19 protein-coding genes and 1 pseudogene are annotated in these 22,985 nt (G+C 63.6%); 10 read left to right on the top strand and 10 right to left on the bottom strand.

Annotated elements, in window-relative coordinates:
• Positions 1–58 precede the first annotated feature (58 nt).
• A complete protein-coding gene (locus tag IB263_RS06920; protein ID WP_192438071.1) occupies positions 59–1,066 on the bottom strand; it encodes a P1 family peptidase in 1,008 nt (335 codons plus the stop codon).
• A complete protein-coding gene (locus IB263_RS06915) occupies positions 1,063–2,154 on the bottom strand; it encodes a branched-chain amino acid ABC transporter substrate-binding protein (protein WP_034794390.1) in 1,092 nt (363 codons plus the stop codon). Before IB263_RS06915 ends, IB263_RS06920 begins: the two co-directional genes overlap by 4 nt.
• Positions 2,155–2,415: 261 nt before the next feature.
• Between IB263_RS06915 and IB263_RS06910 the strand changes: the two are divergent.
• The 7 genes and pseudogenes from IB263_RS06910 (at position 2,416) to IB263_RS06880 (ending at position 8,257) form a co-directional block, all read left to right on the top strand.
• Positions 2,416–2,942 (top strand): annotated as a pseudogene (locus IB263_RS06910) (flavin reductase family protein).
• Between the two features lie 125 nt (positions 2,943–3,067).
• Positions 3,068–3,994, top strand: a complete 927-nt coding sequence (locus IB263_RS06905; RefSeq protein ID WP_192438068.1) for a MoxR family ATPase — start codon at positions 3,068–3,070, stop codon at positions 3,992–3,994.
• Positions 3,994–5,289, top strand: coding sequence for a VWA domain-containing protein (locus IB263_RS06900; protein WP_192438066.1), 1,296 nt, complete (start codon positions 3,994–3,996; stop codon positions 5,287–5,289). Before IB263_RS06905 ends, IB263_RS06900 begins: the two co-directional genes overlap by 1 nt.
• Positions 5,286–5,618 (top strand): XdhC family protein, encoded by a 333-nt coding sequence (locus IB263_RS06895; protein ID WP_060520754.1) that lies wholly within the window; start codon positions 5,286–5,288, stop codon positions 5,616–5,618. Before IB263_RS06900 ends, IB263_RS06895 begins: the two co-directional genes overlap by 4 nt.
• Positions 5,619–5,620: 2 nt before the next feature.
• Positions 5,621–6,322, top strand: a complete 702-nt coding sequence (locus tag IB263_RS06890) for an XdhC family protein (protein WP_060520755.1) — start codon at positions 5,621–5,623, stop codon at positions 6,320–6,322.
• Positions 6,319–7,947, top strand: coding sequence for an NTP transferase domain-containing protein (locus IB263_RS06885; protein ID WP_192438064.1), 1,629 nt, complete (start codon positions 6,319–6,321; stop codon positions 7,945–7,947). Before IB263_RS06890 ends, IB263_RS06885 begins: the two co-directional genes overlap by 4 nt.
• Positions 7,940–8,257, top strand: coding sequence for a TfoX/Sxy family protein (locus tag IB263_RS06880; RefSeq protein ID WP_192438062.1), 318 nt, complete (start codon positions 7,940–7,942; stop codon positions 8,255–8,257). The genes IB263_RS06885 and IB263_RS06880 overlap by 8 nt, the downstream gene beginning before the upstream one ends.
• A gap of 188 nt (positions 8,258–8,445) precedes the next feature.
• Here the strand turns inward: IB263_RS06880 and IB263_RS06875 are convergent, their stop codons facing one another.
• The 5 genes from IB263_RS06875 to IB263_RS06855 all read right to left on the bottom strand — a co-directional run bounded on the left by IB263_RS06875 (position 8,446) and on the right by IB263_RS06855 (position 13,323).
• A complete protein-coding gene (locus IB263_RS06875) occupies positions 8,446–8,877 on the bottom strand; it encodes an NUDIX domain-containing protein (protein WP_034794370.1) in 432 nt (143 codons plus the stop codon).
• A 9-nt stretch (positions 8,878–8,886) separates the two neighbouring features.
• On the bottom strand, positions 8,887–10,395 hold the full coding sequence (locus IB263_RS06870; RefSeq protein WP_034794369.1) for a DEAD/DEAH box helicase: 1,509 nt from the start codon (positions 10,393–10,395) through the stop codon (positions 8,887–8,889).
• Between the two features lie 185 nt (positions 10,396–10,580).
• Positions 10,581–11,915 carry a M23 family metallopeptidase gene (locus IB263_RS06865; protein WP_060585112.1) on the bottom strand — a complete coding sequence of 445 codons (1,335 nt, stop codon included), beginning with the start codon at positions 11,913–11,915 and terminating at the stop codon, positions 10,581–10,583.
• Positions 11,916–12,019: 104 nt separating this feature from the next.
• Positions 12,020–12,847 (bottom strand): ferritin-like domain-containing protein, encoded by an 828-nt coding sequence (locus tag IB263_RS06860; protein WP_034794364.1) that lies wholly within the window; start codon positions 12,845–12,847, stop codon positions 12,020–12,022.
• A gap of 8 nt (positions 12,848–12,855) precedes the next feature.
• Positions 12,856–13,323, bottom strand: a complete 468-nt coding sequence (locus IB263_RS06855) for a peroxiredoxin (protein ID WP_034794362.1) — start codon at positions 13,321–13,323, stop codon at positions 12,856–12,858.
• Between the two features lie 411 nt (positions 13,324–13,734).
• Here IB263_RS06855 and IB263_RS06850 point away from each other — a divergent pair, with 411 nt between their 5' ends.
• Positions 13,735–17,127 (top strand): DUF3971 domain-containing protein, encoded by a 3,393-nt coding sequence (locus IB263_RS06850; protein ID WP_192438060.1) that lies wholly within the window; start codon positions 13,735–13,737, stop codon positions 17,125–17,127.
• Between the two features lie 151 nt (positions 17,128–17,278).
• Here IB263_RS06850 and tyrS read toward each other — a convergent pair whose 3' ends face one another.
• Positions 17,279–18,532, bottom strand: coding sequence for a tyrosine--tRNA ligase (gene tyrS, locus IB263_RS06845; RefSeq protein WP_034794357.1), 1,254 nt, complete (start codon positions 18,530–18,532; stop codon positions 17,279–17,281).
• A 100-nt stretch (positions 18,533–18,632) separates the two neighbouring features.
• Here tyrS and IB263_RS06840 point away from each other — a divergent pair, with 100 nt between their 5' ends.
• Together IB263_RS06840 and IB263_RS06835 are read left to right on the top strand one after the other, a co-directional pair.
• Positions 18,633–19,754 (top strand): anhydro-N-acetylmuramic acid kinase, encoded by a 1,122-nt coding sequence (locus IB263_RS06840; RefSeq protein WP_192438057.1) that lies wholly within the window; start codon positions 18,633–18,635, stop codon positions 19,752–19,754.
• Between the two features lie 140 nt (positions 19,755–19,894).
• A complete protein-coding gene (locus IB263_RS06835) occupies positions 19,895–21,094 on the top strand; it encodes a diguanylate cyclase (RefSeq protein ID WP_060585115.1) in 1,200 nt (399 codons plus the stop codon).
• An 11-nt stretch (positions 21,095–21,105) separates the two neighbouring features.
• On the opposite strand, the gene IB263_RS06830 is transcribed toward IB263_RS06835, so the two are convergent.
• On the bottom strand, positions 21,106–21,924 hold the full coding sequence (locus tag IB263_RS06830; protein WP_134887055.1) for an alpha/beta fold hydrolase: 819 nt from the start codon (positions 21,922–21,924) through the stop codon (positions 21,106–21,108).
• Positions 21,925–22,130: 206 nt separating this feature from the next.
• Positions 22,131–22,808, bottom strand: coding sequence for an alpha/beta hydrolase (locus IB263_RS06825; RefSeq protein ID WP_034794344.1), 678 nt, complete (start codon positions 22,806–22,808; stop codon positions 22,131–22,133).
• Positions 22,809–22,985: the final 177 nt, after the last annotated feature.

Here is a 22,985-nt window from a genome sequence, read left to right as displayed (position 1 = left end):
TTCCGCGGGAATAGCACCGCCGAGCCCCGCAAACAACATGCCTGCGATCAAAGCTGCGTCAGCTACGCTCTGACCAGCAGGGCATGAGATCGTTTTCCGCCGGCGTTGCGTCGTGGACGCCGCGGGCGATCGCGCGCGCCATGGTCGAGGCTGCAACGGCGCCGAGATCGATGAAATCCTCTGTTGTCGGCGTCTTGCCGCTGGCGCCGGTCGCAAGCGCGAAGATCAGATCGCCGTCGAGCGGCGTGTGCGCCGGCCAGAGCCCGCGGGCGAAGCCGTCATGGGCCGCAATCGCCAGGCGCTTGGCTTCGGCCTTCGTCAGCACCGCGTCCGTCGCAATGACCGCGATCGTCGTGTTGGCGACGGCGGCCTGGCGGTCGCGGAACTTGATGCGGATGTCGGCAACATCGGCCGGCATCGGGTGGGGCAGGCCAAGTCCGCCGAACTCGCTCTCCAGTTCGAAGGGCGCAGACCAGAAATGCCCGGTGTCGCCGACGGTGGCGGATCCGAGCGCATTGACGGCGACGAGGGCGCCGATGGTGATACCGTTCGGCAGAACCGTGGATGCCGAACCGAGACCGCCCTTCAGGCTAGCGGTCAGCGCGCCTGTGCCGGCGCCTGCCGAACCGGTCGAAAATGTCGCGCCGGCCCGCCCGACGGCCTCGAAGCCGAGTTCGCGATAGGGCGGGAATCGGCCCCAATCCTTGTCGCCACCGTTGATGAGGTCGAAGAGGATCGCCGTCGGTACGATCGGTATCCGGTGTGGGCCGACGGCGAAGCCGCGACCCATTTCCCTGAGCGCCGCCTGAGCACCGGACGCGGCATCGAGCCCGAAGGCTGAACCGCCGGAAAGAACGAGCGCATCGACCGTCTGTACCGTATTGTGCGGATCGAGCAGGTCGGTCTCCCGGGTTCCCGGCGCACCGCCCAGGACCTGGACCGCAGCCGTCGCCGGGGGGTTGCAGACGATCGCGGTGACGCCCGATTTCAGGCGATGGTCTTCGGCGTTGCCGACCGTCAGACCTTTGACATCGGTGATCAGGTTCAGCGGTCCGGGACGCATCATGGGGCGGCTCCTTCAGCGGCCGCGGGCGCGAAATGGCCGCCTTGCCACTGCATCAAACGGTAGGGATTGTCGGCGCGCTCGTGCCCAGCGTTGAAGGCGGTGAGGCCGAGAACGGTCGGGTAGGGCCCCTTGCCGGCGATCGCTTCGATCAGCGACTTGTCGTCCTGTGCTGCCCGGTCCTTGGCTTCCTCCAGCAACGCCATCACGGCGAAGGCCGGCATCACATAGCCTTCCGGCTCGATGCCGGCGGCGCGCATTTCGTCGGCAAAGGGCTTGCCCTCCGGCGACTGCGCCGCATCCGGCAGCGTTACCGCAAGCACGCCATCGGCAAGCGGGACAGTGAGATCGGCCGCATTCAAGGCATCGCCGCCAAGCAAGGTAAGGCTCGCGCCTTCGCCAATGGCATCGCGGGCGATCACGGCGGTATCCTGCCGGTCGCCGCCGGTGAAGACGTGGGTTGCACCGCTTTTCACCAGGCGCCGCACGAGGTTGATCTGCTGCTCCTGCGCCGGCCGGTAGGTGTCGCTGAAGACCGGCGTCATGCCGATTTCGGCGAGTGCTGCGCGCACCGCCTCGACCAGTTCCCGGCTGTGGATTGTGCCATCGTCGACGAGCGCGATGGGCTTGTCCTTCCAGCGGTTGACGATGGCATCGACGATCGCCGTAGCCTCGGCATTGCCGCTCGGTGCGAGGCGGAAGAGCGGCCATTTGTTCTTGAGCGCGTCTTCCATCAGGATATCGGAGCGCACGCTGAGCGTGATCGCCGGCAAGCCCGCCTCGGTCAGTGCCGGAAGCGCCGCATCCAGGCTTTCGGTGCAGAGAAAGCCGACTGCGGCCTCGGCACCTGCGGCAAGCAGCGCTTTGGTCAGTGCCTCGCTGCCGGCGGTATCGCAGGTCTCGGGAATGACGACGATCTCGCTGCCACGATCACCGGCCTTGAAGCCGGCGCCGTCGACAATCTGCTTGCCGAGCGGCGCGAACGGACCTTCCACAGGCGCCACGACCGCCACCTTGATGCCGGCAGCCAAAGCCGGCGTTGCCTGTACCAGTCCGGCAAGGATAAGGCTGCTGACAATGGATCGACGCATTCACTTACTCCGCCGCCGCAGGCTTTCCCGACCGAACCGATCCGGGGCAAAGTCCTACGGCGAGCCACCACAGCTTCCTGTTCCGTTGCCGCTCGCGTCAGACGCGAGGCACGGTCGTTGCCGCATGTTTTAAGGATGTGCCTCCCGGCGTCAAAGGAAAAGATGCCGCTCCTGGCGAAGAAGGTTCAATCTGCGTCACGGCCACGTCGCAGATGTGCAAGATTCTCCCTCCGGCGGGTTTCATATTTTCCGCCAGCGTCTATGTATGTGCCTGACATCGCCCGGAGAAAGATGTGTTGGAGAAGACCCGGCTGGACCCTATCAGTTATCGCGACGCGATGAGCCGCCTGGCCGGTCACGTGCAGATCATCACCGCCGCTGACGGCAGCGAGCGGCGCGGCGTCACTGTGACTGCGGCCTGCTCGGTTTCCGATAGCCCGCCGACGGTTCTCGTCTGCCTGAACGGCGCCAATCCGCGCAACGATATCTTCACGCGCAGCGACAGCTTTGCACTCAACCTGCTCGGCGACGAGCACCGGGCGCTTGCCCATGGCTTCTCCGGCCGCGACCAGCTCGACATGGATCTGCGTTTTGCGCTCGGACAGTGGACGCGGCTTAGGACCGGTGCGCCAATCCTCGTCAATGCCACCGCCGCTTTCGATTGCCGTCTGGTCGAGGTGAAGACGATCGCCACGCATCTGGTGCTATTTGGCGAGGTCGTCGACGTCGCGATCGGGCCGTCCCGCCCGCCGCTCATTTATGTGGACCGCGGATACCACTCGCTATAAGTTTTTTGCTCAGCGGTCGACTGCTCATCGCAACATGAGAAGATCGCTCTAAGTCGTTGAGTTGGCAGGTGGATTTTGCCCCTTTCCAGCATCCAGCGATCGATTCGGGCCGTGGTGGAGGAGACATGGCACAGGCGGCAACGGGCCTGCCACAGTCCATCGAAGAGACGATGGCACTGCTGGAGGCACATGATTATCTCGCCGGCACGGCGCTGGCGACGGTGCTTTTTCTTGCACTCCGGATGAAGCGCCCGCTTTTTCTTGAGGGCGAAGCCGGCGTCGGCAAGACGGAGATCGCCAAGGTTCTGGCCAAGGCGCTCGACCGGCCGCTGATCCGGCTGCAATGTTACGAGGGGCTCGACGTCGCCTCGGCCGTCTACGAGTGGAACTATCCGGCGCAGATGCTCGAAATCCGCCTGTCGGAAGCATCCGGCAAGGTCGACCGCAAGCGGGTCGAAAGCGACATCTTCTCCGAACGTTTCCTGATCCGCCGTCCTGTTCTGCAGGCCATTTCCTCCAATTCGGGACGCGCGCCCGTTTTCCTGATCGACGAGCTCGACCGGACAGATGAAGCCTTCGAGGCATTCCTGCTGGAAGTTTTGTCCGATTTCCAGGTGACAATTCCGGAACTTGGTACGATCCGGGCGCACGAACCGCCTGTTGTCATCATCACCACCAATCGCACCCGCGAGATCCATGACGCACTGAAGCGCCGCTGCCTCTATCATTGGGTCGATTATCCCAAGGCGGCGCAGGAACTGGAGATCATTCGCCGCAAGGTTCCCGGCTGCAATGCCACCTTGTCACGGGAAGTCATCGCCTATGTGCAGCGGCTGCGCACGATCGACCTCTTCAAGAACCCGGGCGTTGCCGAAACCATCGACTGGGCAACGGCGCTGACGGAACTCGACCGGCTGGCGCTCGATCCAGAGACGATCGCCGATACGCTTGGCACCCTACTCAAATACCAGGACGACATCGCCAGGATAGAGGGGGCAGAGGGGCGAAAGCTGCTCTCTGAGGTCAAGGCGGAATTGCTGGCGGCAAGCTGATGACGGAGGCGCGGGAACAGCACAGGGACGATGTTCCCCCGCCAATCGCGGCAGGCGACGGACGGCTTGCCGACAATTTTGTCTTCTTCGCGCGCGCGCTCCGGCGCGCCGGCATCAAGATCGGGCCAGGCGCCATCGCCGACGCCATCGATGCGGTGGCGCTGATCGGGATCGGTGGACGGGACGCGTTCTACGCCGCGCTGCAATGCGTCTTCGTCAAACGTCACGAGGACCAGCCGGTCTTCGACGAGGCGTTTCGCTTGTTCTGGCGGTCGCGCGGTCTCGTCGAAAAAATGATCGCGATGATGTCGCCGCTGGCGCCGGAACGCGAGAGCGAACGGCAGCAGCGCCGGGCAGGCGAGACCCGCGTCAGCGACGCGCTGCTTTCTGGTCACGAGGCCGATCGACCGCCGCGCGACGAGCCGGAGATCGAAGTCGATGCACGCTTCACGGTCTCCGGTCGCGAGCTTCTGCGCCGGGCGGACTTCGCGCAGATGAGCATTGCCGAGCTCGCCGAGGCCAAGCGCGCGCTTTCGGCATTGACGCTACCGATGGACCGCGTCGTCACGCGGCGCTTCCGCCCCTCGAAGCGGCAGATCCGCATCGACCCGCGCGCCACCATGCGCGACGCCATGCGCTTTGGCGGCGAACTGATCCTTCCGAGGTTTCGGGAGCGGCGCGTCGTCCATCCGCCGCTTGTCGTGCTCGCCGACATCTCCGGATCGATGAGCCAGTACACCCGCATCTTTCTGCACTTTCTGCATGCGCTGACCGAGGAACGGCGGCGCGTTCATACCTTCCTCTTCGGAACCCGGCTGACCAATGTCTCGCGCCAATTGCGCAATCGTGATCCCGATGCGGCGATCGACGACTGCGTCGCTGCGGTCAAGGACTGGTCCGGCGGCACGCGCATCGGCGAGACCTTGCATGAGTTCAACCGGCGCTGGTCGCGGCGCGTGCTCGGGCAGGGCGCGATCGTGCTTCTGATCACCGACGGTCTGGAGCGCGATGACGTCGCCGATCTCGAAATCGAAATCGACCGCCTGCACCGATCCTGTCGGCGGCTGATCTGGCTGAACCCGCTGCTGCGCTTCGACGGCTTCGAGGCGCGGGCGCGCGGTGTGCGGGCGATGCTGCCGCATGTTGACGAATTCCGGGCCGTGCACAATCTTGAATCGATTGGCGAACTGGTGAAGGCGCTGTCCGGGCAGCGCTCCCGCCAGGCAGACCCGCGGCGGTTCCTAGATCCTGGCCGGGCCACGGTGACCGGCGCGCATGGGAGGTGGCAGGCATGAGGCAGGCAGTGAATGTTCTCGATCCGCTCGACATCGCCGAAGCCTGGCTGAAGGAAGGACGCCGGGTGGCGATCGCAACAGTGATCGAGACCTGGGGCTCGGCACCACGGCCGGTCGGCAGCCATCTGGTGATCGATAGTGACGGCAATTTTCAGGGCTCTGTTTCGGGAGGATGCGTCGAGGGCGCGGTCATCACCGAAGCGGCCGACGTGATCGCCTCTGGCACCTCGCGCGTTCTCGACTTCGGCGTCGCGGACGAGACCGCCTGGCGCGTCGGGCTTTCCTGCGGCGGCCGGATCCGGGTCCTCGTGGAACGGGTTAACGGCTGACGATGGAACAGGCGATCCTGGAAACACTCAATCTTGCGCGCGCGGCCCGCCGCGCCGCCGTCACCGTCAGCGATCTTACCGGTGGTGTCCGCGTCTACCTCGAAGGTGACGACTGTCCAGAACCCTGGGGCGAAGCCGTTGCCCGTGCCTTGCGGTCCGGCCGGGCCGGCATCGTCGAGACCGGGCAGGGCTCCTTCTTCCTCAATGTCTACCTGCCGCCGCCGCGCATCCTCGTCATCGGCGCGGTGCATATTTCACAGGCCCTGGCGCAGCTTGCGCCCGTTGCCGGCTTCGACATGACCATCATCGATCCGCGTACGGCCTTTGCCACGCCGGAACGTTTTGCGGGCGTCGACCTCATCGCCGATTGGCCGGAGGACGCACTGAAACTCAGACCGCTCGACCGCTTCACGGCACTTGCAGCCGTGACGCATGACCCGAAGATCGACGACGAACCGATCCGGGCGGCACTGTCGGCCGGTTGTTTCTATGTCGGTGCGCTCGGCAGCCTCAAGACACATGCCACACGGATCGAAAGACTGCGGCGTGCGGGTGTCGCCGATGCCGACATGGCTCGCATCCGTGCGCCGATCGGTCTCGATATCGGCGCGGCAAGTCCCGCCGAAATCGCGGTTGCGATCCTCGCCGAAATCATCGAGGCGCTGCGACGGCGGGACGTTGCTTCCGCAGGGAGTGGAGTATGAGGTTCGGCCCGATCAAGGTCGCAGAAGCAGAGGGCGCGATGCTCGCGCATGCGGTGAAGGTCGGTGATGCCAGGCTGCCGAAGGGGCACCGGGTCACAGCCGCCGACATCGTCGCTTTGACCGCTGCAGGCGTCGAGCAGGTGGTGGCCGCCCGCCTTGATGCCGGCGACCTCCCGGAAGATGAGGCGGCCACGCGCATTGCCGCGGCCGTAGCCCCCGATCATCTCCGGTTTTCGCGGGCAGCGACCGGCCGCGTCAACGTCTATTCCGAGGTCGCAGGCCTCTTCGTTGCGAGCCGCGAAATTGTCGATCGCTTGAACCGCCTAGATCCCTCCATCACCTTCGCCTGTCTCGACGACCATATGCCGGTGCAGCCCGGCGATATGGTCGCAACGATCAAGATCATCCCGCTTGCGGTCGCAGGCGCCTTCGTCGAGCAGGCGGAGAGGCTTCTGCGCGACCATCGCGCCTTCGAGGTCAAGCCGTTTGCGCCGCGCCGCGCGGCCTTGATAGCAACGGAGTTGCCGAACCTCAAATCCCAGGTCATGGACAAGACCCATGCCATCCTCGCGGCACGGCTGCGACAGGCCGGAAGCGAACTCTTCACCGAACGGCGCGTCGCGCATAGGGAAGACGCCGTGGCGGCGGCGATCGCCGAAATGCGATCAACGCACGACCTGCTGCTCGTCTTCGGCGCTTCGGCGGTTGCCGATCCCGAAGACGTCATTCCGGCGGCGATCCGGCGGGCCGGCGGCGTGGTCGATCATGTGGGAATGCCTGTTGACCCCGGCAATCTTCTCGTTCTCGGCCGCGTCGGCGAAACGCCGGTCATCGGTGCACCCGGCTGCGCCCGCAGCCCGCGCGAGAATGGTTTCGACTGGATCCTCGACCGTATCCTTGCCGGCGAGTGGCCGAGTTTCGACGATATTACCGGCCTTGGCGTCGGCGGCTTGTTGAGTGAGATCCCGACCCGGCCGCAGCCACGCGAACATGCAACGGAGTTGTCATCCGGCTCGGTTTCAGTCGTCGTTCTGGCCGCTGGCCGGGCCAGCCGTATGGGCGCTGACGGCGGGCACAAACTTCTCGCAACTTTCGATGGCGTGCCGCTCGTGCGCCGCAGCGTCGAAGCCGCGCTTAAGGCCGCTCCGGGCAAGGTCAGCGTCGTGACCGGCCACCGCGAGGCCGATATCCGCCACGCGCTGCAAGGGCTGCCGGTGACGTTCGTTTCCAACCCCGACTACATTTCGGGCATGGCCTCTTCGCTGACGGCCGGGCTTTCGGCAGTCGGGGCGCGGGCGCCGGGCATGCTGGTGATGCTTGCAGACATGCCCGGGATAACCGGCGACGATCTGCGCCGGCTCATCGAACGTTTCGTCGCCGAAGGTGGCCGCTCCATCATCCGCGCGACCGCAGGCGGACAGCGCGGCAATCCGGTGATCCTGCCGCGACAGACATTTTCGGCGATCAAGCAACTGGTCGGAGACGTTGGTGCAAGGCACATTATCGAAAAGAGCGGGCTGCCGGTCATCGATGTCGAACTCGGCGCGGCGGCGCGCCTCGATCTCGACACGCCGGAACAGATCGTCGCCGCCGGCGGTATCTTGGAGGAACAGACGCGTGAATAATGCCGCAATCGAAGACATGTTCGCGGTCCTCGGGCCGGTGACCATCAAGCGGATGTTCGGCGGCAAGGGCATTTATTGCCAGGGTGTGATCTTCGCCCTTGAGGTCGATGGCGAAATTCTGCTGAAGGGCGACGAGCAAACAGCGCCTGCGCTGGAGGCGGCCGGTTCGCGGCAATGGGCCTATGACGGCAAGGGCAAGCCGGTGAAGATGCCCTATTGGAGCATTCCGGACGACGCATTCGACGATCCCGACGAGATGGCGCGGTGGGTGCGGCTTGCCTATGAGGCGGCGCTACGCTCCAGGAAGTAGGCCGTCCAGCCTATGCGCGGCAGCTGCGCCTCAGATGAAAATATTGACACGATCACCACGTTTCCCATCGGCGCGCCTAAGTGACATCGGCCGGATCCGTTGGTGCCCGCGGAACGCCGCCGACAGCGGCACCAGCAATGCACAGAACGAGGGACGTACGAAGAACACCGGCCCCCGGTGGGCGGCTGCTATGCGGCGACGCCCTGTTCATGCCTGCGCAAGGCATCGGCGGCATCGGCGGTAAAGCGGGATAGCGGTTGGGGCAGGGCGTCGAGGCTAAACCAGCCGAATTCGGAAAGCTTGTCCGGTTCGGTGAGTTGAGGTTCACCTGAGAAATCCCGGGTCACATAGATCATCGAGATCCAGTGCTGGCGGTCAGCGTCGATCACCTGTTCGCTGAGGCAGAGGAATTCGGTCGAGCCAATCTTGAGGCCGGATTCTTCTTCGGCCTCGCGGCAGGCCGCAGCCTGCGAACGCTCCATGTGATCTACCTTGCCGCCGACGATGTTCCAATGCCCGGCCTCAGGCGCATTGACGCGCCTGTAGAGCAGAATCTTGCCATCGCGCACGATGACAAGTCCGCAGCCGAAGCCCGGAAAATCGATGCCCGGCTGGCCCATCCGTTCGGATTAGGCCTTGCCGGCAATCAGCATGAAGGCAGGGATTTCGTCGCCGAAGCCGACGGGCGTCGGGCCGTCGTCATAGTCGCGGCGGTGACGGTTGCGGCGGTCGCGATTGTCGTCGTTGGCAGGGTTCGATGCACGCACCGGACGATCGCCACGGTTGTTCTGTGCCTGCTTGTTCTCTGCGCTGCGTGCCGGTTTCACCGATTCCGCCCTTTCCACGACTGTTTCAATTTCGGCCTCACTATCGGCGCGCACGGTATCGGATTTATGATCGGAACGGGCCTTGGAGCCGCGATCCCCATCTTTTTTCCGGTCCTTGCGGCCATCACGACCGCGTTCACGGCGGCCGGTATCGTGGCTTTCCATCGGCTCAGGCAGATTGGAAAGGTCGCCGTTCAGCCATTCGACCTTCTGGCCGATCAGCTTTTCGATGGCGTCGGAGAATTTCGTGTCGCGCTTGGTCACCAGCGTGAAGGACGCGCCCGAGCGGCCGGCACGGCCGGTACGGCCGATGCGGTGGACGTAGTCTTCCGCATGGATCGGAACGTCGAAGTTGAAGACGTGGCTGACATCAGGGATATCGAGGCCGCGGGCCGCAACGTCGGAGGCGACGAGCAGCTTGATGTTGCCGTCCTTGAAGTTGGCCAGCATCGTCATGCGCGACCGCTGGTCCATGTCGCCATGCAGCGCACCGACGGAGAAGCCGTGGCGGTCGAGCGAACGGAAGAGGTCGGCGACATCCTTCTTGCGATTGCAGAAGATGATCGCGTTCTTCAGTTCGTCCTGGGCGCGAATCAGATCACGCAGTACCGCGCGCTTCTCGTAATCCTTGGCATGCGCCGCAACGAAGCGCTGCGTCACCGTCTGAGCCGTGGAAGCCGGGCGGGCGACTTCGACGCGCTCCGGGTTCTGCAGGAAGCGGTCGGCAAGCTTCTGGATTTCCGGCGGCATCGTCGCCGAGAAGAACAACGTCTGGCGCGTGAACGGGATCAGCTTGGCGATGCGCTCGATATCGGGAATGAAGCCCATGTCGAGCATACGGTCGGCTTCGTCGATGACCAGGATTTCCACGCCGCTCATCAGCAGCTTGCCGCGCTCGAAGTGGTCGAGCAGGCGGCCGGGCGTGCAGATCAGCACGTCAGCGCCACGCTCAAGCTTGCGGTCCTGCTCGTCGAAGGACACGCCGCCGATCAGAAGCGCGATGTTGAGTTTGTGGTTCTTGCCGTACTTGTCGAAGTTCTCTGCGACCTGTGCGGCGAGTTCGCGCGTCGGCTCCAGAATGAGCGTACGCGGCATGCGCGCGCGGGCGCGGCCCTTTTCGAGCAGCGTCAGCATCGGCAGCACGAACGAAGCGGTCTTGCCCGTGCCCGTCTGGGCGATGCCCAGAATATCACGACGCTGCAGCGCCGGCGGGATAGCGCCTGTCTGGATCGGGGTCGGGATTGTGTAGCCCGCATCGGTGACAGCGGAGAGAACTTTTTGGCTCAGGCCAAGGTCAGCAAAATTGGTCAAAGGGAAATCTGTTTCCGTTCCGGTTCAATAGAACACTGATCGATCGATGGAAAACGCACGAGCACGTGGCCGCGCTCTTAAGCTGAACGCCGCCGAAAGTCAAGAAATCCAGCACGTTGAAGCAGTAAAAGGTAAATAGTGGCGAATCTGTCGCATTTCTTGTCAAGCGGAACCACGCGGCAGCGTCAGTTCATATAGCTCGCAAGCTTGGTGCTCGCATCCAGAAACCGCATGGGATCCACGGCATTGCCGTTCAGCCGGATTTCATAGTGCAGGTGCGGTCCGGTGGAGCGCCCGGTGTTGCCGGACTTGGCAATGACTTCGCCAGCCTTCACCCGGTCGCCGGCTTTCACCAGCACGGTGGAAAGGTGGGCGTAGCGCGTCGCGACACCATTGCCGTGGTCGATCTCGACCATGTTTCCATAGCCGCCCGTCAACCCTGCATTGGTCACCGTTCCAGGCGCTGCCGAGCGGATGCGCGTGCCGACCGTTGCGCGAAAGTCGATGCCGGCATGCAGCGCCAGACGCCCGAGAAACGGATCAAGCCGGTTGCCGAAATCGCTGGTGATGTCGCTGGCCGGCGAGGGGTTGCCGAAGGGCAGCTTGCGGACCTCGGCGCGCGTGCGGTCGAGCTCCAGGAGTGCGGTATCGAGTGCGGCAAGCGAACGGCCGAAATCGTCATCGTTCACAGGCTCGACGAAGGGGCCGCCGATCGCCGTCTCGGCGGAGCCGGATATGTCGTTGGCCGGAATCAACTCGGCGACATCGTCAACGGGCAGGTCGACACCGGTGCGCCCGACGATCGAACGAATCGCATCCGATGTCTTCGCCGCACCGTCCGTCAGTCGCTGGACCCGCGTCATCTGCTCGCGCTCGACATCTTTCAGCGAGAGCGTCACTTTTGAGAAAATCCGGTCGGCGCGGTCGGAACTTGATTCGCCGGCATCGGGTGCTGCATAGGCGAGGGCGGGGACAGCTGCAGCACTGACCGGCGCAACGTTCAGTCCCATCAGCTTCTCAATTGCCTTGACACTGCCGCTGCTGCTCGCATCGGCGCGTTTTTCATAGGCAAGCGGCTCGACGGCCGCAGGCGCATCGGTTGCGGTCGTGACGCCGGAATTTTCGGCCCTTTCGACCAGGGCGCCGAGCTTTCCGTTGCGCGAGGTCAGCGCCATCTGCTGGCGCAGCAGCTTCTCGACCTTTTCCTCGACCACTTGCTGGTCGAGCAGTTGCCGGCTGGTGACCCGATCGACCTGCGCCCGCAGCGCTGTGATCCGATCCTCGTATTCATGCTGCATGCGGGCCTGGCGGGCAATCGTGCCGCCGATCAGGTCGTCGCGCAAAACCAGATAGGAAGTGGCCGCGAGATAGCCGATGCTGCAGACGCCTGCAAAGGAGACAGCGATCGCCGCCATCCACGGGCGCACGGTCATGTGCCGGACCTTGTCGCCGCTGGCCAGGATCAGGACGTGATTCTGCTTGCGTTTTCCAAAGGTACGATTTGCCTGATGTCCAGACACCCGTTCTCTCCCGCCATGTGCGCGTTGCCTCGCATCACCTGGGGATCATTACACTTTGTTAGGGTTAACAATCGGTAAGCAAGATTGCGGGAAGGTGATGTCCGCTATCGATTGGTCGAAGCGGTCATCGAGCGGTAGAACGACGGCGTCAGGCCGGCCTCGGCGCGGGCGATATCGTTGAACGGCGCCTTCAGGGGACCGCGGAAATTGGCGCGCACCAGCTGCTGGAAGGTCGCTGCCGGGTCCTTCTTCTCGCGGGCGCAGAGAAAGCGGAACCATTTGGCGCCAACGGCGACGTGGCCCTTCTCGTCCTCGTAGATGACGTCGAGCACGGCCGCACTCTCGAAGTCGCCGGTTTCGCGCATCTTGGCCTGAAGCGCTGGCGTCACGTCGAGACCGCGCGCTTCGAGAATGAGCGGCACGACGGCGAGCCGCGCCGTCAGGTCGTTGCGCGTATCGTGCGCCGCCTGCCAGAGGCCGTCATGGGCAGGCAGGTCGCCATAGTCGGCGCCGAGGTCGTTCAGGCGCTGGCGGACCATGCGGAAGTGCTTCGCCTCTTCGAAGGCGACACGCATCCAGCCGTCGAAGAAGGAATTGGGCACCGGCTCGGTTGCAAAGCGGGCGACGATATCAAGGGCGAGATCGACGGCGTTCAATTCGATATGGGCGATGGAGTGCAGAAGTGCGATTCGGCCCTTCAGCGAACCGAGAGACCGGCGCTTGACCTGCGTCGGTGGCGTCAGCACCGGCTTGTCCGGTCGGCCTGGGCGCACCGGCACCGGCCGGTCGAGCGGCGAGCGCAGCGACAGCGTGCGGCGCTGCCAGCGCCGGGCGGCTTCCTGCGCGAGCGCCGTCTTGACCTCGAGGTCGGCGGCGCGGATCGCTTCGACTGCACCGCCCCGCAGGCTGTGGAACACGGGCAACTCCGTCATCGGCGCCCTCAGATCGCCTTTGCGGCGTCAAGGACCTCGCGGGCGTGGCCGTCCACCTTCACCTTTTCCCAAACTCTGACGACGACACCGTCGGCGCCGATCAGGAAGGTACTGCGCTCGACACCCATGTACTTGCGCCCGTACATCATCTTCTCGACCCAGACGCCATAGGCTTCGACGACCGACTTCTCCTCGTCGGCAGCGAGCGGCACCGTCAGGTTGTGCTTCTTGGCGAAGCGGTCGTGCTTCTTCACCGAGTCGGGCGAAAGCCCGATCAGGGCTATGCCGGCTGCGGCGAAGTCGTCGGCAAGTTCCGAAAACGAGATCGCCTCAAGCGTGCAGGCCTGCGTATCGTCCTTCGGATAGAAGAACAGAACAACCGGGCGGCCGCGCAGGGCCGAGAGCGAAATCGTACCGCCGCCGTCACGCGGCAGGGTGAAGTCGGGAGCGACATCTCCGGGACCGGGTCTTGCCATGATTAAACCTTCCTTCCGCCAAGTTTTGCAGACAATCGGGCGCTACTGCATGTTTTCATTGGTCTTTGCCGACCAGAGGGCAAAACGTGCAGTGCTCAAGCTAGTCGAGTGACATTTGCGCGCCACAAGGCACGCGGCGCTGTTGGGCATAGCGAAAATCGTCGACTGCCGTCCAGCGCATTTGTGCTAGATTCGACAGGTTTCGGACGGCATGGGCCGCTACGAAACGTTGCAGTCGCCTGCGCGCGCGAATTCCATCGCAGGTGGTCGCTTTCCACAGCATGGTCCCGCGTCCCTTGGTGACTCGGCACGATGACATGTGGTCTACAAGAAGCGAGAAGTGGTCGCCCCGAAATGACAGAGACGGAGGGCGACGACGAAGCTCGTATCGTATGGAGGACGCCCGCGCTGATGAGTGAGATCCGCGGCGAAAAAGTCGGCTTTCGCAAGAAAGACATCGTCGCGTTGCATGCGTTGCCTTCGGCGCAGGCGCACGAACCCATGATCGTGCACGCGCCGCGCAAGAACAGAGCCGCGCGCTTCTGTGCCAAGATCGCACTGCTGACATCGCTGCTCGCGCTTTCCATCGCGGCGATCCTCATTGTCGTCATCGAAAGCGGGGTGATGGACAGCACGCTTAACGCGCGCGCCCGCACCGCACTCAATGCAGCGCTCGGCGATGCCTACCGCGTAGAGGTCGGCAGCACTGTGGTGCGCATGACCGCGAGCGGCGCGATTGCGCTCAGAGCCCGCGAAGTGGCGCTCAGCGAAGCGTCCTCAGGCCAGCCGGTCGCCAAGCTCCGCGCGATCTCGATCGCGCTCGACCCGCTGGCGTTGATGACCGGACGCATCACCGTCTCCAACCTCGAAGCGGAAGGCGGCGATTTCGATTCCGGGTTGCTGCCGCGCGGCGAACCGCTCGATCTCACCAAGATCCGCATTGCCGACGTTGGCGATACGCTGGAGGCAATCTTCTCCCACGTCGACCGCATATCGCAGATGGCGGCCGGCCGCGGCAGCCAGAAGGTCACGCTGTCGGATTTCAGCTTCTCCGTCATCGGCTCCCGCGATCGCGTCGTGCCCGTCGTCGCCAACGCGCTCGAGTTCAACCGTGACGCCGGCGGCTCGATGAGTGTCAAGGGCAGCGTCACCGTCGACGGGGTGGACGTCGATCTCAGCGCCGACGCCCTTGGCGACAAGGGGCACATGACCGGCTTCGAAGCGTCGATCACCAATCTGCCGCTCGCACCGTTCTTCTACCACGGTAAAGTCGGCTCGGAGCCGCCCTTCGGCGTCGTCGCATCGGCCGGGCTGTCGCTGAAGGCGACGCGGGCCGCGGGCAATGCGAAACCGGATCTGCGCGTGACAGTGCGCACGTCCAAGGGCGAGTTCCACGCAGGCAACCTCGTCTCGACGCTCAATGCCTCGCAAATGGACGTCGCCTATGACTTCGAGCGCTCGTCCGTCGAAATTCTGCCGTCGGCCGTCAAGATCGGCCGTTCGACCTTTCCGTTTACCGGGGCGATTATCGACCTCGACAAGATTGCCGGCGCAACGGAGAAGGGGTTTGCCATCGACCTCCTGCTCAAGAACGCAAGCTCCGCCCCGGAAGACGTCGCCGACGCGCCGCTGATCTTCGATGCCAAGGCAAATGGCCGGTTTGTGTCGGACAAGCGCCAACTGATCTTCGACCAGCTCGCCGTGTCGACCCCGCTCGGTTCGATGTTCGGATCGCTTTCCGTCGCCTTCGGCAAGACATCACCGCAGATCAGCTTCGCCTCGGTCAGCGATCGCATGGAGGCGACCGCCGTCAAGCAATTGTGGCCGTGGTGGTTGGCCAAGGGCGCGCGGCGCTGGGCGATCGCCAACCTCTTCGGCGGCACGGTCACCAATGCCCGCATCGAAGTATCGGTCGCCGAGGGGCGGATCGCCACCAACGAAGGCGAGCTCAAGCTCAACGAGCAGGAGCTCAATATCAACTTCGATATCGACGACACGCGCATCAACATCACCGGCGAGATACCCCCGCTGCGCGACACCTCCGGCAAGTTCAAACTGAGCGGCCAGCGCATGACAGCCGAGATCGAGAAGGGGACCGCCTTCTTCCCGTCTGGACGCGCGGTCGCGCTCAACGGCGGCGACTTCATCCTTCCCGACGTCTACACGAAACCACTGATGGCGGAGATGAAGATCGAGGTTGGCGGCGATGCCGATGCGATCGCCGAGCTCGTGAGCTACAAGCCGATTCAGGCGCTGCAGAAGACCCCGCTGCTGCCGGAAGATTTCAGCGGTCCTCTGACCGCCGTCGTGGGCGCCCGTTTCGGCCTGATCTCGGATCAGAAGCCGCCGAAACCGCTCTATCAGGTACAGATGCAGCTCGACAAGGTCACCGTCCAGAAGGCCATGTTCGGGCGCGCCGTAGAGGATCTCGTCGGCACATTTCGGGTCGACAATCAGCAGGCGGTCCTCGAAGCGGATGCCCGTATCGAAGGCGCGAAGGTCAAGGTCGCGCTGACGGAACCGGTCGATTCCGGTTCGACCGTCAAGCGTTCGCGCGAGATTTCGGGCTCGCTGGAGCAGGGTGTCTGGCAGAAACTGATACCTGGGCTTTCTCGGATCGTTTCCGGACCGATCACGATCGACGTTGCAATCGACGAGGCGAGCCGGCAGACGGCAGAGATCGACCTCACGAAAGCCCAGCTCTCGCTTCCCTGGATCGGCTGGAGCAAGGGCGTCGGGATTCCGGCCGAGGCGCAGTTCACGTCCTCGATGGACGGCAAGATCGCAACAATCAGCAATTTCGCGGTTGCCGGCGACGGCTTTGGTGCGCGCGGCAAGCTGCAGATCGACGATGGCGGTCTGCTCTCGGCGGATCTCGACAATGTCCGCCTGGCGCAGGGCGACGACTTCAAGGTCTCCATCGACCGCACCAGGGGCGGCTACACGGCGTCGCTCAGCGGCGCTGCAGCCGATATCAGGCCGATCCTGGCGCAATTGAAGACCGGAAGCGACCAGAACCAGGGTGGTGGCGACGACATTGCCATCAAGGCCCAGCTCGATCGCGTCACCGGTTTCAACGGCGAATCGCTCTCGAACGTCAATCTGGTCTACGGCGAGCGCGGACGTCAGATCGAGGACGTCAACCTCTCGGCCGTGACGAGCAGCGGTCAGGCGCTGGTTGCCCGGCTCGCCAAGGCCGGTGCCGACAACACGCTAGAGCTGACTACGGGAGATGCCGGCGCGCTGGCGCGGTTTGCCGACATCTACCAGAACATGCGCGGCGGCCTGCTCAATCTCAAACTGCGTGACCGTGGCGGGCGCTCCTGGCGGGGCAGCGTCGATATCCGAAAGTTCCAGCTCGTCGGCGAGCAGCGCCTGCAATCGATGGTGTCGACGCCCACCGGTGCCGACGGCCGAAGCCTGAACCAGGCCGTGCGCCGTGACATCGACGTCAGCTCGGCCCGCTTCGAACGCGGCTTCGCGCAACTGGCGCTCGACCGTGGCGCGATCCGCGTCGAGGGCGGCGTGCTGCGCGGCACCGATGTCGGCGCGACCTTCCAGGGAACGGTGCGCGACAACAATGGCATCATGGACATGACTGGCACTTTCATGCCGGCCTATGGGCTGAACCGCATCTTCGGCGAACTGCCGCTGATCGGCGTGCTGCTCGGCAACGGCCGCGACCGCGGCCTGCTCGGCATCACCTTCAAGCTCAACGGCCCGTTCAACCAGCCGAAGCTGACGATCAATCCTTTGTCGATCATCGCGCCGGGCGTCTTCCGCAGCATCTTCGAGTTCCAATGAAGAAGGCCGGCGCACTGCATGTTCCTTAAATCGTCGCCGATTTAAGGACAAAACATGCAGCACTTCAAAGTTCTACAGCGACCTTTGCGCGTCTTAACAGACACGCGGCGCTGTAGGGCCGGCCCTTCAAATTCTTGAGTGGCGTTCCGGTTCAGGCCGGGCGCACCAGAATGTGCTTCTTCTTGCCGAGCGACAGCTTGACGACATTGTCGGCGGTCACGTCGCCGGTGCCGATGATCCGACGCTCGTCGCTGACGGCCTCGTCGTTGATCCTGACGGCACCGCCCTGGACATGGCGACGAGCCTCGCCGTTGGAAGCGGCAAGACCGGCGCGTACGATCAGCGTCAGCAGGCCGAGGCCGGCTTCAAGCTCAGCAGTCGGGATCTCGACCGAGGGCAGGTCGGCGGCGAGCGCGCCTTCCTCGAAAGTCTTCCGAGCGGTCTCCGCCGCCTGCTCGGCGGCCGGTCGGCCGTGCAGCATGGCGGTGATCTCGGTTGCCAGGATCTTCTTGACCTCGTTGATCTCAGAGCCGCCAAGCTCGGAGAGCCGATCGATCTCGGCCATAGGCAGGGTCGTGTAGAGCTTCAGGAAGCGGGTGACGTCCGCATCCTCGGTGTTGCGCCAGTACTGCCAGAAGTCATAGGCCGACAGCATGTCCGGGTTCAGCCAGATGGCGCCGTTGACCGACTTGCCCATCTTTGCGCCCGACGAGGTGGTCAGAAGCGGCGAGGTCAGGGCATAGAGCTGCTCGGTGCCCATGCGGTGGCCGAGGTCGATGCCGTTGATGATGTTGCCCCACTGGTCCGAGCCCCCCATCTGCAGGCGGCAGCCGGTGCGCTTGTGCAGCTCGACGAAGTCGTAGGCCTGCAGGATCATGTAGTTGAATTCGAGGAAGGACAGCGACTGCTCGCGATCAAGCCGCGTCTTGACGCTGTCGAAGGACAACATGCGGTTGACCGAGAAATGACGGCCGACGTCGCGCAGGAATTCGAGGTAGTTGATGCCGAGCAGCCAGTCGGCGTTGTTGATCATCAACGCGTCCTTGGGGCCTTCGCCATAGCTGAGGTAGTTGGAGAACACCGTCTTGATGCTGGCGATGTTGGCGTCGATCGTCGCCGGCGTCATCAGCTGGCGAGCCTCGTCCTTGAAGGACGGGTCGCCGACCATGCCGGTGCCGCCGCCCATCAGCGAGATCGGCCGGTGGCCGGTCGCCTGCATCCAGTGCAGCATCATGATCTGGATCAGGCCGCCGGCATGCAGGCTCGGCGCCGTCGGGTCGAAGCCGATATAGGCCGTCACGGTTTCCTTCCGGAACAGTTCGTCCAGGCCAGTCTCGTCGGAGATCTGGTGGATGAAGCCACGCTCGCTGAGGGTGTGAAGGAAATCGGACTTGAAACCGGACATGATCTGTCTCTCTTGCGGGGGGAGTTTTTGAACGAACGGGCGTTTAGCACTGTTTTTGCGCATAATCACTTCAAAAGTGATTCTGGAAATATTGACCCGCATGACACAGACAAGAACCGCAATCGGCCTGATGAGTGGCACGAGCATGGACGGCATCGACGTGGCCCTGTTGCGAACCGACGGGGAGACCGTCGTCGAGCGCGGACCATCCGCCAGCTTTCCCTATGACGCGCGATTTCGGGATCGCTTGAAGCAGGGACTGGTTGAAGCGAAGGCGATCACGCAACGTGACCAAAGGCCGGGCGCCCTTGATGCGCTTGAGCGCGACCTGACGCTGCGACACGCAGAAGCGGTTAGGACCTTCCTCAAACAGAACAACCTGTCGGCGGCTGATATCGACGTGCTCGGCTTTCACGGACAGACCGTGCTGCACCGCCCGGACGAGGCCCTGACGGTGCAGATCGGCGACGGCGCGCTCCTTGCCGGAGAAACGGGCATCGATGTCGTCTACGACATGCGCGCCAACGACATGGAACATGGAGGGCAGGGCGCGCCGCTGATCCCCGCCTACCACGCGGCACTGGCGCGAGGCGCGGCCGGCCTTCCAGCACCGGTTGTCTTCGTCAACATCGGCGGCATTTCCAACCTGACCTTCATTGGCGAAGGCGAGACGCTCATTGCCTATGACAGCGGTCCCGGCAACACGCTGATCGACCAGTGGGTCGAAGCGCATGTCGGCATTCCCTTCGACCAGGGCGGCATGATCGCCAGCGAGGGAACGGTGCTGCCGGCGCTTGCCGAACGCTATCTCTCCAATGCCTTCTTCACCGCCGCCACGCGCCGCTCGCTGGACCGGAACGATTTTGCACCTCCGGCCGGAAGCGATGCCGGCCTTGCCGACGGCGCACGTACGCTTGCCCATGTCACGGCGGCAGCGATCATCAAATCGGCGGGGCACTTGCCACAGCCGCCTGTGACCTACGTCGTCTGCGGCGGCGGCCGGCTCAATCCGGTGATCATGCGTGACCTCGCTTCGCTTGCCGAAGTAGAGGGCGCGACAGTGCTTGCGGCGGAGGCGGTGGGCTTCAACGGCGATTCGATGGAGGCCGAGGCCTGGGCCTACCTCGCCGTGCGTGCCTTGCGAGGCCTGCCGCTTACCTATCCGGGAACGACGGGCGTGCGGCAACCGGTCAGCGGCGGCCGGCGCGCGGCAAGAACTTGAAGTTGATCTCGCGTTTCGCCATAAGTCCGTCATCCCAACGGATTAATCAAATTTTCGCAACAGCGAATTAGGATCTCAGCCGCTGCCACTGGAGGTGGCGAGGAGCGGCTTGGTGCCGCACGAGGGTTTCGGGTTCGTCGATGGGTGGTGCGATTTCTCTGCTGGCCGTGAATTTCATCATCGCGCAGATCTTCACGGCCGCATTTCTCATCATTGCCGCAAAGAGCCGGCAGCGGCGTGCGGCGCTCTGGTGCGCTGCCGGATTTGCCGTCGCCTCGCTTGCAGCCGTCTGCGAAACGATCGTTCCCTTTTCCTCGACCCCGCGGCTCTTTGCCGTCAGCGCCTTTGCCTGCGTGCTCGGCGGCTTCTGTCTTCTGCGTTTTGGCCTCGGCCTTTTCTATCAAGTGCCGGTGCGCGTGCCGTTGCTCGGCGCCTTCTTCGTTGCCGGCGTTTCCCTGGACCTGGCGATCTACGACCTGCCGAGAGGCACCTGGGAGCATGCGATCCCGTACCAGGCGCCCTTTGTCGTGATCCAGGCGTGGACGGCATCGGTCGTCCTTCGCTCCGGCCGTCGCACCTTCTTTGACTGGCTGTTGTTCGGCCTGCTGGCGCTCTCGGCCGCCTACTACCTCGTAAAGATCTATGCCGCGGTCGTCGCAGGCTCGGGCGTAACGGCCCAGGACTATGTTTCCAGCCCGTTTGCGCTCATCTCGCAGGCGCTCGGTGCGATCCTCATCGTCGGCGCCGGCCTTGCCATGCTCGGCGTGATGGTCAAGGAGATTGTCGACGACGCGCAGGCGCGCTCGGAAATCGACCTGCTCTCCGGCCTCTACAATCGCCGTGGCTTCATCGAACGGGTCATGCCGCTCCTGCACGCCCGCACCACCCAGACGCCGGGAACAGTCATTCTCGCCGACCTCGATCGCTTCAAGTTGGTCAACGACACCTATGGCCACCTCACGGGCGACGAAGTCATTCGCCGATTCGCCCGGGTGCTGATGGACGTGATGCCCAACCGTGCCGTCGCCGGCCGTCTCGGCGGCGAAGAGTTCGCGGTGTTTCTGCCCTGCACGGACCTGTCGGAAGCGCGCGTCGTCGCCCACGGCATGCGTGCGGCGATCATGTCCCAGCAGATCGGCGGACTTCCGGAAGCAGCAAGGGTGACGGCGAGCTTCGGAGTCACGGCCGTCGGCATCGGCGAGGCGCTCGATCCGGTGATACAGCGCGCCGACGAGGCGCTCTATACGGCCAAGGCCAACGGTCGCAACCGTGTCGAATGTGCCGAAGCACCGACCACGGTCGTCAACCCAAGCGTTCCACACTGGATCGGGCGGTCATAGACGACCGGCGTCTAGGCGATGCATTTCTCTCGGAGAAACCGGAGGATGTCTTCGGTGAACTGGTGCGGGTTCTGCAGTATCGAAAAATGGCTGACCTCAGGCTGGATCAACAGGCCGGCCCCCGGAATGTTGTCGGCGATGAACAGCGTGTCGTCCCGTTTGATGGCTTCCTCATGGTCGCCATCCACCACCCAGACAGGGACCCGGATTTTCTGAAGGTCGTCGGCCGTGATGTTCGGCTGCGAAGTCCACATCGCCATCATCTCGTCGAAGAAGCGCTTAAATCCCCCTGGCGTCGACGACAGCAGGGCGTACTCTTCGCCCGTTCGCGCGATATAGGCGTTGAAGACGACGCTCTTGGTAAAATCGTGTGTTCCGGATGGATTGCTGTTTGCCCCGAAGGAAAAGACACCGGCTATGAGATCGGGATGCCCCATCGCCAGCAGGAGCCCGATAATCGCGCCGTCGCTCCAACCGATGATGACCGCCTTTGGCAACCTCAGGTGAGCCATCAGTGCCATGACATCGCCTGCCATGAGATCATAGCTCATGCTCCCACTACCTCGGGAGCTGCGTCCGTGACCCCGGCTGTCCATCACGATGACCTGACAGGTTTTGGCGAGCTCCGCGACCTGAAGCCCCCAATAGTCGGAATTGCCGAGCCCGCCGTGTAGCAAAATGACGGGAGCACCCGAACCATACACCGCGTGCCAGATCCTGGCGTCCGCGAGCTCGACAACACCCTCACGTCCGCCAGCCGGAAGCTGCGGAGTGGCGGGCAGGGTTAGCCACCTCGGCTCGCATGCCGACACATTCGACACCTGCGACATGGCTCCCTCCCGTGAATGCTGCTCGGCTCTGCCCCACCCAGACAGCCTAGACTTGCACTATACGCCGATCACACGGCGCTGAAACTCATCCTATCGGGTGAGAGTTGTTGCAGCCTTCGGGCGCACGACCATGGGGCGCATTTGTCCATAAGAAAACGCCGCGCACCCGAAGGGGTACGCGGCGCTCCTGTACGTGGCCCGGGTTTTCAGCGAATACGCTTGGCGGCCGGCTCCGGTGTCAGTTCGCCGTTGAGACGACGGTCGAGGTAGTCCTCGCATTCCGTCATCAGGCCTTCGACCTGGCCGTTGAAGAAGTGGTTGGCGCCGGGCACCGTCTTGTGGGTGATGAGAATGCCCTTCTGCGCCTTCAGCTTCTCGACGAGGCCGTTGACGTCCTTTTCCGGCGCGACCTTGTCGGAATCACCATTGATGATCAGGCCCGAGGACGGGCAGGGCGCGAGGAACGAGAAGTCGTAGATGTTCGGCTGTGGCGCGACGGCCATGAAGCCTTCGATTTCCGGGCGGCGCATCAGGAGCTGCATACCGATCCAGGCACCGAAGGAATAGCCGGCAACCCAGCAGCTCTTCGAATCCGGATGCAGGCTCTGCACCCAGTCGAGCGCCGATGCCGCATCCGAAAGCTCGCCGGCGCCGTGGTCGAATTCGCCCTGGCTGCGGCCGATGCCGCGGAAGTTGAACCGGAGCGTGGTGAAGCCGCGCTTCTGGAACATATAGAAGAGCTGGTAGACGATCTGGTTGTTCATCGTGCCGCCGAACTGCGGGTGCGGGTGCAGGATGATGGCGATCGGCGCGCTCTTCTGCTTCGAAGGCTGATAACGGCCTTCGAGGCGGCCGGCGGGTCCGTTGAAGATGATTTCGGGCATTGGCTCTCCGGGAGTGTTCCTGGTTCGAATCTTGGGTTCAGATCGCGATGAGTCTTGACGAAAGCAGTCAGCTTTTCTAAAACCTAGTTTAGAACCGTTCAAAACTTCTGTGCGGGCATTCCGCCTTGTGCTTCGTCTCATAAGGCAAGCGGCGCGGAAAATTCAAGGAAAATGCAT

Source organism: Ensifer sp. ENS03 (genome assembly GCF_014852035.1).
Taxonomy (GTDB): Bacteria; Pseudomonadota; Alphaproteobacteria; order Rhizobiales; family Rhizobiaceae; genus Ensifer; species Ensifer adhaerens.
The sequence above is the reverse complement of the archived record's forward strand: the minus strand, read 5'-3'. Positions and strand labels throughout refer to the sequence as shown.

What these genes read in the sequence shown, in the direction of transcription:
- IB263_RS06920 (WP_192438071.1), bottom strand. Translation starts at nt 1,066, where the DNA reads ATGATGCGTCCCGGACCGCTGAACCTGATCACCGATGTCAAAGGTCTG.
- IB263_RS06915 (WP_034794390.1), bottom strand. Translation starts at nt 2,154, where the DNA reads ATGCGTCGATCCATTGTCAGCAGCCTTATCCTTGCCGGACTGGTACAG.
- IB263_RS06905 (WP_192438068.1), top strand. Translation starts at nt 3,068, where the DNA reads ATGGCACAGGCGGCAACGGGCCTGCCACAGTCCATCGAAGAGACGATG.
- IB263_RS06900 (WP_192438066.1), top strand. Translation starts at nt 3,994, where the DNA reads ATGACGGAGGCGCGGGAACAGCACAGGGACGATGTTCCCCCGCCAATC.
- IB263_RS06895 (WP_060520754.1), top strand. Translation starts at nt 5,286, where the DNA reads ATGAGGCAGGCAGTGAATGTTCTCGATCCGCTCGACATCGCCGAAGCC.
- IB263_RS06890 (WP_060520755.1), top strand. Translation starts at nt 5,621, where the DNA reads ATGGAACAGGCGATCCTGGAAACACTCAATCTTGCGCGCGCGGCCCGC.
- IB263_RS06885 (WP_192438064.1), top strand. Translation starts at nt 6,319, where the DNA reads ATGAGGTTCGGCCCGATCAAGGTCGCAGAAGCAGAGGGCGCGATGCTC.
- IB263_RS06875 (WP_034794370.1), bottom strand. Translation starts at nt 8,877, where the DNA reads ATGGGCCAGCCGGGCATCGATTTTCCGGGCTTCGGCTGCGGACTTGTC.
- IB263_RS06860 (WP_034794364.1), bottom strand. Translation starts at nt 12,847, where the DNA reads ATGACGGAGTTGCCCGTGTTCCACAGCCTGCGGGGCGGTGCAGTCGAA.
- IB263_RS06855 (WP_034794362.1), bottom strand. Translation starts at nt 13,323, where the DNA reads ATGGCAAGACCCGGTCCCGGAGATGTCGCTCCCGACTTCACCCTGCCG.
- IB263_RS06850 (WP_192438060.1), top strand. Translation starts at nt 13,735, where the DNA reads ATGAGTGAGATCCGCGGCGAAAAAGTCGGCTTTCGCAAGAAAGACATC.
- tyrS (WP_034794357.1), bottom strand. Translation starts at nt 18,532, where the DNA reads ATGTCCGGTTTCAAGTCCGATTTCCTTCACACCCTCAGCGAGCGTGGC.
- IB263_RS06840 (WP_192438057.1), top strand. Translation starts at nt 18,633, where the DNA reads ATGACACAGACAAGAACCGCAATCGGCCTGATGAGTGGCACGAGCATG.
- IB263_RS06835 (WP_060585115.1), top strand. Translation starts at nt 19,895, where the DNA reads ATGGGTGGTGCGATTTCTCTGCTGGCCGTGAATTTCATCATCGCGCAG.
- IB263_RS06830 (WP_134887055.1), bottom strand. Translation starts at nt 21,924, where the DNA reads ATGTCGCAGGTGTCGAATGTGTCGGCATGCGAGCCGAGGTGGCTAACC.
- IB263_RS06825 (WP_034794344.1), bottom strand. Translation starts at nt 22,808, where the DNA reads ATGCCCGAAATCATCTTCAACGGACCCGCCGGCCGCCTCGAAGGCCGT.